At 73.8% G+C, this 13,703-nt stretch carries 17 protein-coding genes; 11 read left to right on the top strand and 6 right to left on the bottom strand.

All coding sequences use genetic code 11. The features are described 5' to 3' along the window. The first annotated feature begins 45 nt into the window (after positions 1 to 45). Both GA0074696_RS02775 and GA0074696_RS31330 read left to right on the top strand, forming a co-directional pair. Positions 46 to 576 carry a SigE family RNA polymerase sigma factor gene (locus GA0074696_RS02775; RefSeq protein WP_088959635.1) on the top strand — a complete coding sequence of 177 codons (531 nt, stop codon included), beginning with the start codon at positions 46 to 48 and terminating at the stop codon, positions 574 to 576. Continuing rightward, positions 573 to 1,742, top strand: coding sequence for a TolB-like translocation protein (locus GA0074696_RS31330; protein ID WP_197700808.1), 1,170 nt, complete (start codon positions 573 to 575; stop codon positions 1,740 to 1,742). Before GA0074696_RS02775 ends, GA0074696_RS31330 begins: the two co-directional genes overlap by 4 nt. Positions 1,743 to 1,792: 50 nt before the next feature. Here the strand turns inward: GA0074696_RS31330 and GA0074696_RS02765 are convergent, their stop codons facing one another. Genes GA0074696_RS02765 through GA0074696_RS02750 form a run of 4 tightly spaced genes read right to left on the bottom strand, consistent with a single transcriptional unit; the run spans position 1,793 to position 3,469 of the window. Beyond that, entirely contained in the window at positions 1,793 to 2,209 is a 417-nt protein-coding gene (locus GA0074696_RS02765) for a type II toxin-antitoxin system VapC family toxin (RefSeq protein WP_088959634.1), read from the bottom strand. Continuing rightward, on the bottom strand, positions 2,191 to 2,445 hold the full coding sequence (locus tag GA0074696_RS02760; RefSeq protein ID WP_088959633.1) for a FitA-like ribbon-helix-helix domain-containing protein: 255 nt from the start codon (positions 2,443 to 2,445) through the stop codon (positions 2,191 to 2,193). The genes GA0074696_RS02765 and GA0074696_RS02760 overlap by 19 nt, the downstream gene beginning before the upstream one ends. Before the next feature lie 47 nt (positions 2,446 to 2,492). Then, complete coding sequence (locus GA0074696_RS02755; protein ID WP_088959632.1) at positions 2,493 to 2,675, bottom strand: DUF397 domain-containing protein; 183 nt, start codon at positions 2,673 to 2,675, stop codon at positions 2,493 to 2,495. Next, entirely contained in the window at positions 2,666 to 3,469 is an 804-nt protein-coding gene (locus tag GA0074696_RS02750) for a helix-turn-helix domain-containing protein (RefSeq protein WP_088959631.1), read from the bottom strand. Before GA0074696_RS02750 ends, GA0074696_RS02755 begins: the two co-directional genes overlap by 10 nt. A 242-nt stretch (positions 3,470 to 3,711) precedes the next feature. On the opposite strand from GA0074696_RS02750, the gene GA0074696_RS02745 reads away from it, so the two are divergent. The 6 genes from GA0074696_RS02745 to GA0074696_RS02720 all read left to right on the top strand — a co-directional run bounded on the left by GA0074696_RS02745 (position 3,712) and on the right by GA0074696_RS02720 (position 8,348). Next, the gene (locus GA0074696_RS02745) at positions 3,712 to 4,098 is read left to right on the top strand and encodes a hypothetical protein (protein WP_231925238.1); all 387 of its coding nucleotides are present in this window, start codon (positions 3,712 to 3,714) and stop codon (positions 4,096 to 4,098) included. Between the two features lie 155 nt (positions 4,099 to 4,253). Beyond that, a complete protein-coding gene (locus GA0074696_RS02740; RefSeq protein WP_088959630.1) occupies positions 4,254 to 5,390 on the top strand; it encodes a hypothetical protein in 1,137 nt (378 codons plus the stop codon). Positions 5,391 to 5,536: 146 nt separating this feature from the next. Continuing rightward, a complete protein-coding gene (locus GA0074696_RS02735) occupies positions 5,537 to 5,998 on the top strand; it encodes an HIT family protein (protein ID WP_197700807.1) in 462 nt (153 codons plus the stop codon). A gap of 121 nt (positions 5,999 to 6,119) precedes the next feature. Continuing rightward, positions 6,120 to 6,887 carry an SGNH/GDSL hydrolase family protein gene (locus tag GA0074696_RS02730; RefSeq protein ID WP_088959629.1) on the top strand — a complete coding sequence of 256 codons (768 nt, stop codon included), beginning with the start codon at positions 6,120 to 6,122 and terminating at the stop codon, positions 6,885 to 6,887. Positions 6,888 to 6,889: 2 nt separating this feature from the next. After that, positions 6,890 to 7,336 (top strand): imidazolonepropionase-like domain-containing protein, encoded by a 447-nt coding sequence (locus tag GA0074696_RS02725; RefSeq protein WP_088959628.1) that lies wholly within the window; start codon positions 6,890 to 6,892, stop codon positions 7,334 to 7,336. Positions 7,337 to 7,445: 109 nt separating this feature from the next. Next, positions 7,446 to 8,348: a sulfurtransferase gene (locus GA0074696_RS02720; protein ID WP_088964320.1), complete on the top strand. Its 903-nt coding sequence runs from the start codon at positions 7,446 to 7,448 to the stop codon at positions 8,346 to 8,348. 56 nt (positions 8,349 to 8,404) lie between these two features. On the opposite strand, the gene GA0074696_RS02715 is transcribed toward GA0074696_RS02720, so the two are convergent. Next, entirely contained in the window at positions 8,405 to 8,989 is a 585-nt protein-coding gene (locus tag GA0074696_RS02715; protein WP_088959627.1) for a TetR/AcrR family transcriptional regulator, read from the bottom strand. Between the two features lie 14 nt (positions 8,990 to 9,003). Here GA0074696_RS02715 and GA0074696_RS02710 point away from each other — a divergent pair, with 14 nt between their 5' ends. Together GA0074696_RS02710 and GA0074696_RS02705 are read left to right on the top strand one after the other, a co-directional pair. Beyond that, complete coding sequence (locus GA0074696_RS02710) at positions 9,004 to 9,969, top strand: FAD-dependent monooxygenase (protein WP_231925237.1); 966 nt, start codon at positions 9,004 to 9,006, stop codon at positions 9,967 to 9,969. Between the two features lie 9 nt (positions 9,970 to 9,978). Beyond that, positions 9,979 to 10,548, top strand: a complete 570-nt coding sequence (locus GA0074696_RS02705) for a VanZ family protein (protein ID WP_088959625.1) — start codon at positions 9,979 to 9,981, stop codon at positions 10,546 to 10,548. On the opposite strand, the gene GA0074696_RS02700 is transcribed toward GA0074696_RS02705, so the two are convergent. Continuing rightward, on the bottom strand, positions 10,439 to 11,797 hold the full coding sequence (locus GA0074696_RS02700; RefSeq protein ID WP_088964319.1) for an MFS transporter: 1,359 nt from the start codon (positions 11,795 to 11,797) through the stop codon (positions 10,439 to 10,441). The two genes, GA0074696_RS02705 and GA0074696_RS02700, sit on opposite strands and share 110 nt — an antisense overlap. Before the next feature lie 113 nt (positions 11,798 to 11,910). Here GA0074696_RS02700 and GA0074696_RS02695 point away from each other — a divergent pair, with 113 nt between their 5' ends. After that, positions 11,911 to 13,698: an HSP90 family protein gene (locus tag GA0074696_RS02695; protein WP_088959624.1), complete on the top strand. Its 1,788-nt coding sequence runs from the start codon at positions 11,911 to 11,913 to the stop codon at positions 13,696 to 13,698. Positions 13,699 to 13,703: the final 5 nt, after the last annotated feature.

The following is a 13,703-nucleotide window of genomic DNA, read 5'->3' as shown; positions in this document are numbered from 1 at the left end:
TGGCGTCTGGAAAGGCATCAACGACTACCCCAAGGATCGGCTCGTGTGGACCCTCTCCTGAGTGAGTTCGACTCGTTCGTCCGTACCCGGACGCCGGCGCTGCTGCGCTCGGCCTACCTGCTCACCGGTGACCAGCACCTCGCCGAGGATCTCGTCCAGTCGGCGCTGGCCCGTACCCACCGGTCATGGGGCCGGCTGCACGACAGCGGCAACGCCGAGGCGTACACCCGCAAGATCATGTACCACCTGCAGGTCTCCTGGTGGCGACGCCGGCGGGTGCCCGAGTCGATGACGGGCGAGCTGCCCGAACCACGCGGAGGCGACTCGGGCCCCGACCACGCCCACCAGACCACCCTGCGGCTGACCCTGCGGGCCGCCCTGGCCAAGCTCTCCCCGAAGCAGCGGGCCGTGCTGGTGCTGCGCTTCTTCGAGGACCGCACCGAGGTCGAGGCCGCCGAGCTGCTCGGCGTCACCGTCGGCACCGTCAAGAGCCAGACCTCCAAGGCACTGGCCAAGTTGCGCACCGTCGCGCCCGAGCTCGCCGAGCTGTACGTCCTGGAAGGAAGCGCCCGATGAACGACCAGCGTCTCCGGCTCGACCTGACCGACCTGGCCGAGGAGGTCACCCCGGTCGACCTGCGGGACCGCGCCCTGCGGACGTCCCGCCGGATCGGCATCCAGCGCGCCATCGCCACCTCGGCTGCGGCGGTGGTGCTGTTCGGCGCGGCCACCGGCACCGCGTTCGCGATCCTGCCGAACCGGGGCGGCGACCCGGTCCCCGGCGGCACGCCCTCGGTCACCGCCAGCCCGTCGCCCACCGCGTCCCCGACCCCGTCGCCCTCCGGCAGCCCGTCGATCGCCCCGCCGGCCACGTCGACCAGCAGCCAGCCCGCCAGCAGCGCCAGCTTCGGCCGGCTCCACTACGGCCCGTTCACTCCGGGCGGGGCCGACACCGCTCACCTCTACTCGTGGACGCCGGGTGGCACCCCCGTCCGGCGGCTCGCCCTGCCGGTAAACCCGGCGCAGCTCAACGCCGCCGTCTCGCCGGACGGCCGCCGGGTGGCCTGGGTCGAGGACGGCGGCGCGCTGTGGACGTCCGCCCTCGACGGCTCCGGCAAGCGCAAGCTCCACGACCTGGTCGACAACATGTGCTGGTCGCCCACCTGGTCGCCGAACTCCCGGCAGCTCACCGTGCGGTTGGGCGCGGCGGACGGCAGCTACTCCAAAGCCGGCCTGCTGGACGTGTCGTCGGGCGCCTTCACCGAGGTGGCCGGCTTCGACGGCTGCCACCCGGTCTGGGCCGCCAACGGCACGGTGGCCTTCGCCGACGGTTCGAACGGCACCGTCGTCGTCACCGACCGCACCGGCGCCGGGCGGCGCACCATCCCGGGCCTCGGCAGCAAGGGCAGCCGGTACGTCTGCTTCGACGTCGCCAGCATCTCCCCGGACGGGCGGCGGATCGCGTTGTTCCGGATCGACCGCGACGGCACCTATGGCGACGCCGCCCGCGACCTGATCGTGAATGCCGTGCTCGACACCCGGACCGGCAAGGAGATCAGCCTGCCGCTGGGCGGCCGCGAACTGCGGCAGGCCTACTTCCAGGCGGACGGCTCGCTGGTGGCCCGGGTGCGCAGCGGCAGCCGGTACACCCTGGTCCTCGTCGACAAGGCCGGGAAGAAGGTCGCCGAGAAGGCGGAGCCGAGCAGCCTGGCGTCGATGCAGATCATTGCCGCCGTGGACTGACCCACCGGGTACGACAGGGGCGGGCCGTCCTCCGGGCGACCCGCCCTTCGTCAGGCGGCGGCTATCAGTCGGATCTCGCAGCGAACACCGCTCGCCTTGGCGAGTCGGCCATCACCGGTCACGAGTGGGCACGCCAGCAACTCGGCCGCCGCCACGTATGCCGCGTCGTAGGCCGAGACGTTGCCGCGTAGTTGCCACATCCGGTCGAGCAGGACAGGGGTCTGGATCTCATCGATGACCAACGAGGGCAGGGTGTCGACCGCTTCCTGCGCTCGGGGGAGGCCGAGCTTCCCGCCGAGCACCTTGCCCCTGATGACGGACATGACTTCGACGAGCAGGTGCGCCGGCGCCGCCCAGTGCGGGTCCCCGGTCAGCTCGGACCGAGCCGCGTCACCCACCGGACCGTCGTCGACCAGGGCATCCGCGAGGACGGACGCGTCGACGACGATCACGCCGCATCCCCCCAGGGTCCGCGCCGCTCACGCTGGTCGGCCAACTCGGCCGCGCTCTCACCCGGCAGCGAGCGCGTTCCGTCCGATCTGCCCCCGAAACGGTCGAGGAGCGAGGTGTTGCGCAGGCGTCGGGCCTGTGTCTCCACCAGTTCCAGCAGGTACGCCTGGAGCGACTGACCCCGGGCCTTGGCCTGGGCGGCCAAAGCGTCCCGTACCTCTTCCGGTACGTCACGAATCTGGAGAGCAACCATGCATTCATTATGCATGCATCCGGTGCAAGCGTGGGGAGCCTTCGGGATCAATGCCGCTTGAGGAGGGTGACGAACGCTCGCCAGGTCTGTGGGTCGAAGGTGAGCACCGGGCCGGCCGGGTCCTTGCTGTCGCGGACGCCGATGACACCGGGCAGGTTGTCGGCCACCTCCACGCACTCCCCCTGTGCGCTGCGGGTGGACTTGCGCCAGGTAACGCCGATCAGCTCCATGACGTCATCACTTCCTTCATCAGCTCGATCGACTGCCGATGAGGCAGGGCCTCACTGCGGACGCTCTCCCACCTCGCCAGCAGGATAGTCATCCCTTCATCGTTGTCGACCACTTCGCCGCCGAGTTGGTGCTCCAGGTGTCCGACCCATCCGCCGTCCGTCGTTCGAGCCAAAGTGAATGGCCCGGCGAGTCCAACATGCACACTGACCTCGGCGGGGATGACATGAACACTGACCTGGGGGCGGCCGATGCAATCGATGAGGTGCGCGATCTGCTGGGTCATGAGCCCTTTGAATCCCTCGTCGGCCCGGCGGAGGACAACCTCCTCGATCACCGCCACGAACTGAGGCGCTCCCGACTGCGTGAGGATGGATTGCCGATCCATTCGGACGGCCAGCCGCCTCTCCACTTCGTCGTCGCTCAGCATGTCGTTGGTACGGATCACCGCCCGGGCGTAGTTCTCCGTCTGTAGGAGGCCCGGAATGATGCTCGGCTGGTAGCAGCGGAGCTGCTGGGCCTGCCGCTCCGCCTCCAGCCACGGCCGGAACCAGCTCGGCTGCCCGTCCCGCTCCGCGAGCTTCAGCAGCGACGTCAACAGCCCACCCGTGCCGAGCACCTCGTCCGCCCGCTTGAGGAAGAACCGGTCGAGCGGGCGCTGACCCAACTCGACCGCGGAGACCTGGGAACCGGAGAAGTGGACGAGCTTCCCGAACTCCTCCTGACTCAGCTCGGCGTTCACCCGGAGCCGGCGCAGTTGGGCCCGGATCAGCTCAGCGGTCGGCTCGCCTTCCATAGTTCCTCCACGATTCCCTCGGCCTTTCCACAGCCGGTCCCCGCGCCCGGAATAGCTGACCGGGCCTCGCCCCGACCAGGGTCGATGCCTTCCGACAGTAGTGGCGTCCTCAGCAGACTGTCACCTAGCGGGTCGCCTTCCGTCCGGCCCGCTCCGGGGCCGCCCGTGACCCCCCGTGCAGGGGCGGCCCCCACCCCACGTCCCGAGGAGGTCCAGATGCGCCAACCGCTCCCGTGGTTACGGTGCCGGCCCGCGTTGTGGCGGACGAACGGGAGCAGTCGGTGATCTTCGGTCAGCTCCCGGTACCCCGCCTCGGCCCGTACGCCGAACGGCCTCGCGCGTATCCGCCGGGCCGTCCACCGCACCTGCCGATCCGCCCGCTCTGGGTGTGCCGGGGCTGCGGCCTGCCGTGGCCCTGCGCCGAGGCCCGGCTGCTGCTCAAGATCGAGTACGCCGATCAGCCGGTCGACCTGGCCATCTACCTCTCCGGGCTCTATCACGAGGCCACCCACGACCTGTTCCGGCTGAACCCGCACGACGGGCCCACCCCACGGGAGTTGTTCGCCCGGTTCGTCGCGTGGGGGCCGTACCGGCGGCCGATGGTCGAGCCCCCGGACGACGACCGGTGAGCCGCGCCGCCTGATGCGTGCAGGTGCCCGGATGGTTGCCGTCGTGAGCCGGAAATGTTTGTCAATAAAAGGCGATCACCAGCGGCAACTGAGATCTACAAGGGACGCGTCTTGGGTGGTGTCAGAGCGAGTTCGGCGCACCGGAGGCCACCCCCATGAACAGCATCCTCACCCCCCGTACCGTCATCACCTCGGCGCTGCGGCGGGCCCTGCGCCCCCGTGCGTTGATGGGCGCCGCCGCCCTGGTGCTGCTCCCGATCGCCGCCGCCGGCTGCGCCGCGCCGTCCGGCACGGCCGCCGCCGCCCCGCCGGTGACCGTGACGGACACGCCGACCACGACGGACGGCGGCGGTGTCGGGGGCTCCGTCGCGCAGGCGTCCGGCGTGTCCGCCGCCCGCCCGGCCACCCCGCCCGCCGCCGCCCGCAAGCTGAGCTGGCCGCAGCTCACCTGGTCCGCCGACCAGGTGTACGGCGGCTCGGCTGAGGCGCCGGCACGGATCTGGCGCAGCACCACGGACGGGCGCTGGGAGGTCGTCCGGGAGGGGCGGCCCGGTGACCGGATCGCCGAGCGCGGGGTGGCGGCCTCCCCGGACGGCCGGCGGGCGGCCTGGCTGGCGGCGACGCCGAACCGGCTGATGATCAGCCGGTTCGAGGGTGGCCCGGTCGCTACCGTCCCGCTCGCGGGGGACCTCGACTGCGCGCCGCGCTGGCTGGACAACCTCAGCGTGGTGTACGCCGAGGGCCGGCGGGGCGACTGGACCGTGATCGAGGTTCGGGCCGACGGGGGCGCGCGCCACGTGATCGCCACCCACCAGCAGAGCTGCCCGGAGGCCGGACACAGCATGGTCGGTTTCGTCGGGGCCCGCTCGCTGCGCATCGGTGACGCCAGCGGCAAGTTCCGCACGGTGACGCCCCGCATTCCGGCCGACCTGAAGATCCACGGACTGGCCGGCTTCTCCCTGGACGCCCGGCACGCCGTGATCAGCACCCACGTGCCGAACGCGGGTGAGTGCGGCTGCACCTGGCGGATCCGCAACTACCGGGTGGACCTCGGCACCGGCGCCGCCACCGAGCTGGCCCCGCTCGACCCCGCCTGGCGGAAGGCAACCGGCCACGGCCTGACCGAGCAGGTCCGCTTCCTCCCGGACGGCACGCTCGTCGCCCAGGTCAACACCGCCACCCTCGGTGCCGACGCCCCCGCCTACCGCCTCGTCCGGTACGCCGCCAACGGCCGGGTCCTGGGCAACCTGCCGACGCCTGCCGGCACCCCCTGGGGTCGCCTGCTCGGCTGATCCTGATCCTGCACTCGAACGACGGCGGGCCACACCGACGGGGGGTGGCCCGCCGTCGTCGTGTCGGAGTGCGAGTGGCGGCACGCGGAGGTGGGCAGCCAAGCCGGCGATCACCACGTCGACCTCGGATGAGGCAACATCTGATCATGATCGATTGGCGACTCGACCGGATCGGTTCGGCACTGCGCGGAGAGAACCCCACCGTCCTGGCCCGGCTTCCCGGCGGGTTCGCCGTGATCGGAGACGTGCAGTGGCTTCCGGGCTACTGCGTGCTGCTCGCGGACAACCCGGCCGTGCAGCGGCTCACCGACCTGCCCAGGGCGAAGCGGCTGGCGTACCTGGAGAGCATGGACCGGCTGGGCGAGGCGGTCGAGCGGGCCTGCGCCGAGGCCGACCCCGCTTTCCGCCGGGTCAACCTGGAGATCCTCGGCAACACGGACCCGTACCTGCACGCTCATGTCTGGCCGAGGTACGAGTGGGAGCCGCCGGAGATCGTCGGCAAGCCGGTCTGGCTGTACCCGGCGTCGAAGTGGCGCGATCCCGCCTCGGCGCTGAGCGAGCAGCACGACGAACTGCGGGCCGCCATCACCCGGTACCTGACCGGGTAGCGGCCCCTGGTGGAACCGGATCGATGACCTCCGCCACGTTCGCCCGACGGGTGGCAGCGCCGGGAACCGACCCGGTGACAGACTGGTCGCCGCAGGCAACGAAGAGCATGAGGGAGGCGGCGTGCGCTGGCGCAGCTTCGTCGCGGTGGGGGACAGCTTCACCGAGGGCATGGATGACGCGTACCCGGACGGCACCTACCGCGGGTGGGCCGACCTGGTGGCGACCCGGCTGGCCGCCGAGGCCGGCCCGGACTTCGGGTACGCCAACCTGGCCATCCGGGGCCGGCTCTTCCCCAGCGTGGTGGCCGAGCAGGTGCCCGCCGCCCTGGCGATGAAGCCCGATCTGATCAGCTTCGCGGCCGGCGGCAACGATGCGCTGCGCCGTACCTTCGACCCGGACGCCCTGGTCACCCGCTTCGACGACGTGGTGCGGCAACTCCGCTCCGGCGGCGCCGACGTGATCCTCTTCCGGTTTGCCGACGTGATGGCGCGGTTGCCCGGCCAGCGCCTGGTCGCCCCCCGGATGGAGCTGATGAACCGGGCGGTCGGCGAGACCGCCGAGCGGCACGGCGCGATCCTGGTCGACCTGTACGCCGACGACACCTTCCTCAACCCGATGCTGTGGAGCACCGACCGGCTGCACCTGTCGGCCGCCGGGCACCGGCGGGTCGCCGCCCAGGTGCTGACCGCGCTCGGGGTGGGCTGCGACGAGGAGTGGCTGCTGGTCCCGGAGCAGCCGGCTCCCACGCCCTGGCTGGCCGCCCGCGCCGCCGACCTGCGCTGGGCCGGCCGGCACCTGGCCCCGTGGATCAAGCGCCGGCTGACCGGGCGGTCCTCGGGCGACACCGTCACCGCCAAGCGCCCGCTGCTCGGGCCGGTCAGCGACTGACCGTGCGGACCATCCACGCCGCCACGCTGCTGCGGTCGACGCCGGACGACGAGCCGGTCGCCGGCCACGCGGTGCTCGTCACCGGCAACCGGATCGAGGCGGTCGCGCCGCTGGACGAGCTGACGGAGGCGTACCCGCAGGTGCGGGTGCGGCGGTGGGCCGGCACCCTCGGGCCGGCGCAGGTGCACGACGGGCCCCTGCCGCCGGCACCGAGCCCGCGCGAGCGGGTGCACGCGCTGTTCCGGCTCGGCGTCGCCGCGGTGCTCGCCGCGCACGTCACCGACCCGGCGCTGCGGGCCGCCGCCGCCCGCAACGACGTCGCGGTGCTCGACCGGGTACGCCCGCCGGCGCTGGTGCCGGGCGGCCGCGCCGACCTGGCCGTCCTCGCCGACGACGGCCGCTGCCTGGCCACCGTGGTCGCCGGGCGGCTGGTGCACCGCCGCGCCTGAACCCCGGGCGTGCGTCGATCCTCAGTGGTCGCGTGCCGGCGGTCACATCCGCTGCACCCGATTTCCGATGGCCGGCCGCCGGGCCGGGATCCGGCGTACCTTGGGGATCATGCCTGTGCCGAGCGATCCGAATTCCCGCCTCCAGTCGTACGCCGATCCGCAGCGCCTGGTCACCACGGAGTGGCTGGCCGAGCACCTGGGCGACGAGGGCCTCGTCGTGGTGGAGTCCGACGAGGACGTGCTGCTCTACGACACCGGTCACCTCCCGGGTGCCGTCAAGGTCGACTGGCACACGGAGCTGAACGACCAGGTGACCCGGGACTACCTCGACGCGAAGAGTTTCGCCGAGCTGTGCGCCGCCAAGGGCATCGGCCGGGGCGACACGGTGGTCTTCTACGGCGACAACTTCAACTGGTGGGCCGCGTACGCGCTCTGGGTCTTCTCGCTCTTCGGCCACGCCGACGTCCGGCTGCTCGACGGCGGCCGGCAGAAGTGGATCGCCGAGGGGCGGGAGCTGACCCGGGAGAAGGTGACCCGTCCCCGCGCCGAGTACCCGGTGCCGCAGCGCGACGACACGCCGATCCGGGCGTACCGGGAGCAGGTCATGGCGCACGTGGCCGCCGGCCGGCCGCTGGTGGACGTCCGGTCGCCCGGCGAGTACACCGGCGAGATGCTGCACATGCCGGACTACCCGCAGGAGGGCGCGCTGCGCGGCGGGCACATCCCGGGCGCGGTCAGCAAGCCGTGGAAGTCGGCCGCCAACGAGGACGGCACCTTCAAGTCCGCCGACGAGCTGCGCGCCATCTACGCCGACCAGCTCGGGCTGAGCCCGTCGGACGACGTGGTGGCGTACTGCCGGATCGGTGAGCGGTCCAGCCACACCTGGTTCGTGCTGCGGCACCTGCTCGGCTACCCGCAGGTGCGCAACTACGACGGTTCGTGGACCGAGTGGGGCAACCTGGTCCGGGCGCCCGTCGCCAAGGGTGACCAGCCGGGCGGCATCGCCGCCTGATCCGTCCCGCGCCACCGACGGCCGTGGTCACCGCCGGGTGACCACGGCCGTCGTCGTCACGGGGTACGCCCGTCCGGGGCCGCCCCGGTCAGGTAGCGCTGGAGGGTGGGGCCGACCCAGGCGACCAGCTCGACCGGCGCCGCGTCCACCATGGGCGGCAGGCCGACGATGTAGCGGGTGAAGGCCAGGCCGAGGATCTGGCTGGCCACCAGGCCGGCGCGGCGGGCGGTGGTCGCCGGGTCGGTGCCGAACCGGGCCACGACCGCGCCGAGCTGGTCGGCGAAGATGCCGCGGATCCGCTCGGCGGCACGCGGGTTGGTGCTGGCCGCCCGGAGCAGGGCGGCGAGCGTCTCGTCGCCCTCCCAGCGGTCCAGGAAGTGCCGGACCAGCACCTCGCCGAGCTGCCCGGTCGGCACGTCGGCCAGGTCCGGCAGCCGCAGGTCGAACTCGGCCGCCGCCGCGAACAGGCCCTCCTTGTTGCCGTAGTAGCGCATCACCATCGACGGGTCGATCCGGGCGTCGGCGGCGATGGCGCGGATGGTGGCGCGCTCGTATCCGTCGGCGGCGAACCGTTCCCGGGCGGCGCGCAGGATCGCGGCGCGGGTGGCGTCCGAGCGGCGGGCGGGGGTTGCGGCGGTCACGGATCGGCGCCGCCGTGCCGCTGGTGGCCCGGGGAGCGGCGTCGCGCCGGTTCACCGTCCGCGACCGCGACCGGGTGCTGTTCGGCGTCGGCTTCGACGACCTGCCGAGCCGCTACCCGTACGCGCTGCTGATCTCCCAGGCGGTCACCGAGGCCGTGCTGACCGACCGGCTCACCGCGCTCGGCGCCCGGGTCCACCGGCCGTACGAGGTGACCAGCCTGGACCGCGACGAGACCGCCGCGGTGGTCGGGTTCGCCGACGGCGGCCGCGTCCGCGCCCGGTGGGTGATCGGCGCGGACGGCATGCACAGCACCGTGCGGGAGCTGGCCGGGATCGGCTTCGGCGGACCGGACGGCCGGGGCGAGTCGTTCGTCCTCGCCGACGTGCGGGTGCGCAGCGTGCTGCCCCGCGACGAGATCGCGCTCTTCCTGGCCCGGCCGGGGCCGCTGATCTGGGCGCCGCTGCCGGACGGGGTGGTCCGGGTGGTCGCCTCGGTCGCCCAGGCTCCACGCGTGCGGGACGCCGCCTACTTCCAGGCGCTGCTCGACGAGCGTGGGCCGGCCCGGCGGCCGGACCGGGTCACCGACGTGACCTGGAGTTCCCGGTTCCGGATCCACCACCGGGTCGCCGAGACCTACCGCGCCGGCCCGGTGCTGCTGGCCGGCGACGCCGCGCACGTGCACAGCCCGGCCGGCGGGCAGGGGATGAACCTCGGGATCTGCGACGCGGTAACCCTCGGCGACACCCTGGCCGACGTGTTCGCCGGCGGACCCGACAGCCTGCTCGACGACTACTCGGCCGCGCGCCGACCGCTGGCCGAGGAGGTGGTCGGCTTCGCCGACCGGCTGACCCGGCTCGCCACCGTTTCGCCGGCCGTCCGCCCGCTGCGCGACCTGCTGCTCCGCGCCGTCGCCGGCGCGCCGACCGTCCGTCGGCGGCTGGCGCTGCGCCTCTCCGGGCTGGCCCAGCGCCCCGGCTAGGCTGCCCCGATGGGGCAGGTGTGGCAGGAGTGGGGCGACGTGCTGCTCGCCACGCTGGTCGCGGTGCCGGTGACGGTGCTGCTGGTCGCGTTGCTGGCCCGGGTCAGGGCCGCGCCGACCCGCCGAGAGGCGTGGCGGCGCAGCGCGGTCGAGGTGGGGATGGTCGCCGGGACGCTGCCCTGGGTGTGGATGATCCTCACGCCGCGCGCCGCGCCCGGCGAGGTCAAGCTGGTGCCGCTGCGCGACCTGGTCGATCTCGTCGCGGCCGGCCCACCGGCCACCGTCGTGGTCCAGGTGGTCGGCAACCTGCTGGTCTTCGCCGCGCTGGGCTTCCTCGCCCCGGTACGCTCCGCCGCCCTCGCCGGCGTCGGCCGGCTCTTCCTGCTCGGCGCCGCCGCCTCCGCGCTGGTCGAGTCCGCCCAGTACGCGCTCGACCTCGGCCGGGTCACCTCCGTCGACGACGTGCTGCTCAACGCGACCGGAGCGGCCCTGGCCGGGCTGCTGTCCCGGCGGTGGTGGGCGGGGCGTCGTCCGGTGCCGGCGCGACCGGCCGCAGTGCCCGCCACGCCGCGAGCGTGACCAGCGCGAAGACCACCGCCGCCGCCCCGACCACCGGGCCCACCCCGTACGCCGCCCCGGCCAGCCCGGCGAGCGTCGCGCCGACCGGCGCGGTGAGCAGTGCCGCCATCCGCTGGGTGGCACCCACCCGACCGAGCAGCGCGGCCGGCACCCGGCCCTGCCCGTACGCCGCCCACAGGCTGTTCCACACCGTGCTCCCACCGGCGAAGACGGCCAGCGCGAGCGCGGCCGGCACCGGGTGCCGGACCAGCGCGAACCCGGCCAGGGCGACGGTCTGGGTGAGAAGTACCGCGCGCAGCGCGGGAGTGGTGCCGAGCCGGGCGGCCAGCCGCCCCGCCCCGAGCGCCCCGGCCAGCCCGCCGAGCACGACCGCCGCCATGAACAGCCCGTACCCGGCCGGCGGCACCCGCAGCACGTCCAGCGCGTAGAGGACCAGCACCGCCAGCAGCGCGCTGATCGCCAGGTTCGTCCCCGCGCTGAGCAGGGTGATCCGCCACATCGTCGGCTCCCCCCGCAGCCACCGCACCCCGTCGGCCGCCTCCCGCCACACCGAGCGCTCTGCGCTGCCGCGCCCGCGGCGGCCCGCGCGCCCGTCGGGGCCAGCGGCGGTGCCCCGGCGACCGGGCCCGGGTGCCGACCGGTCGCTGCCCGGCCGGGCGCCGCGACCGGGGCCGGCGGCGGATCGGGACAGGGCGAGGGTGAGCAGGGCGGCGAGGGCGAAGGTGGCCGCGTCCACGGTGAGCGGGACGCTCGGCGAGACCGCGAAGAGCACACCGGCCAGCGGGGCGCCGAGCAGGCCGCCGGCCAGTGCGGTGCCGGCCTGGAGGCGGCCGTTGGCGGCAGGCAGGGCCGGCGCGGGCACCAGCGCGGGAAGCAGCGCGAACGAGGCGGCGTCGAAGAGGACGCCGAGCGCGGCGAGCAGGAACGCCGTCGCCACCAGCGCCGGCACACCCGCCCGATCCACCGCCACCGTGGCGGCCAGCGCCGCGACCACGGCCGCCCGCAGGGCGTCCACCAGCGCCATCGTCCGGCGGCGGTCCCAGCGGTCGGCGTACACGCCGCCGAGCAGGCCGAGCAGCAGCGGCGGGAGGTGCGCCGCGACGGCCACCACGGCCACCGCCCGGGGGTCGCGGGTCAGCGTCGCGGTCAGCAGGGCCAGCGCCGGCGTACGCAGGGCGTCGCCGAACCGGGAGGAGACGGCGGCGGACCAGAGCAGCCGGTAGTCCCGGCCGAGTGGGGTGGTGATCATGCCGACGGACCCTGCCGCCTCGACCGGGTCGAGGGTCAAGGCGACCGGAAAGGGGTCGGACAGCGTCAGTCATCACCGGTACGGTGAGCGCCGAATCCGACCGGGGAGAGCGTGTGGACCGCACCTTCCAGGTCGACCTCCGTGGCGTGGTCGACCTGCTCAGTCATCACCTCTACGGCAGCCCACGGGTGTACGTCCGGGAACTGCTCCAGAACGCCGTCGACGCGATCACCGCCCGCCGCGCCACCGAACCGGACGCCCCCGCCCGGGTACGGATCGAGCCGCCGGAGCTGACCGGCGACGGCACCCTGCGGGTGCACGACACCGGCGTCGGCCTCACCGAGGCGCAGGTGCACGAGCTGCTGGCCACCATCGGTCGCAGCTCCAAGCGCGACGAGCTGGGCTTCTCCCGGCACGAGTTCCTCGGCCAGTTCGGCATCGGCCTGCTCTCCTGTTTCCTGGTCGCCGACGAGATCCGGGTGGTCACCCGGCACGCCGACCAGCCGACCGTGCTCTGGACGGGCTGGTCCGACGGCCGGTACGCCGTCCGGCTCGCCCCGCCCGAGCAGGCCCGCCCGGAGCCCGGCACCACGGTCACGCTGGTGCCCCGTCGCGACGCCGACCAGTGGTTCGGCGTGCCGACGGTGACCGAGCTGGCCCGGCTCTACGGCAGCCTGCTGCCGGTCGACGTGCGGGTCGGCGACACCCCGACCACCGCCGGGCCGCCGCCCTGGCCGACCGCCCCCGGCGCGCCGCTGGACCGGGCGGCCCTGGTCCGGTACGCCCAGGACACCCTCGGCTTCGTCCCGTTCGACGTGGTGCCGCTGGCGGTGCCGGAGGCCGGGCTGACCGGGGTGGCCTTCATCCTGCCCACCCCGGTGAACCCGGCGGCGCGGGCCGGGCACCGGGTCTACCTCAAGCGGATGCTGCTCACCGAACACGCCGACGGGCTGCTGCCGGACTGGGCCTTCTTCGCCCACTGCGTGGTGGACGCCAGCGAGCTGCGGCCCACCGCCAGCCGCGAGGCGCTCTACGAGGACACCCTGCTCACCGGCACCCGGGACGCCCTCGGCGACCAGGTGCGCGGCTGGCTGGTCCGGCTGGCGAAGCACGACCCGCGCCGGCTCGCCGAGTTCCTCCAGGTGCACCATCTGGGGGTCAAGGCGCTCGCCCTGCACGACGACGAGATGCTGCGCCTGGTCGACCAGTGGTGGCCGATGGAGACCAACGTCGGCACGCTCACCCTCGCCGAGTTCCGGCAGCGCCACGGCCTGCTCCGGTACGCCGCCAGCCTCGACGAGTTCCGCCAGCTCGCCGCCGTCGCGGCGGCGCAGGACCTGGCCGTCGTCAACGGCGGCTACACGTACGACACCGAGCTCATCGAGCGACTGCCCGCGGTGGACCGGTCGGTGCTGATCGAACGGCTGGAGCCCAGCGACCTGACCACCCGCTTCGACGCGCTCGAACCGCACGTCGAGCTGGCCCTGCGGCCGTTCCTGACCGGCGCCCAGCGAGCCCTGGAACGGCTCGGCTGCGAGGTGGTGGTCCGGGCGTACGACCCGGTCTCGCTGCCGGCGCTCTACCTGGTCAGCCGCTCGGCGGCGTTCAACGACCAGCTCGCCGCCAGCCGGGAGAAGGCCGACGAGCTGTGGGGCGGCGTGCTGGACGCGCTGGCCGCCTCCGCCCCGCCGGACCGCCCGCAACTGGTGCTCAACCACCGCAACCCGCTGGTCCGCCGGGTCACCACGCTCACCGACCCGGAGCTGGTCGGGCTCGCCGTCGAGGCGCTCTACGGGCAGGCGCTGCTGCTCGGGCACCACCCCATCCGCGCGGCCGACGCCGCCCTGCTGAACAGTTCCTTCCTCGGCCTGCTCGGCCGGGCCGTACCGGGACGGGAGTGAACCGA

The sequence above is a fragment of the Micromonospora purpureochromogenes genome, assembly GCF_900091515.1.
Lineage (GTDB): Bacteria > Actinomycetota > Actinomycetes > Mycobacteriales > Micromonosporaceae > Micromonospora > Micromonospora purpureochromogenes.
The sequence above is the reverse complement of the archived record's forward strand: the minus strand, read 5'-3'. Positions and strand labels throughout refer to the sequence as shown.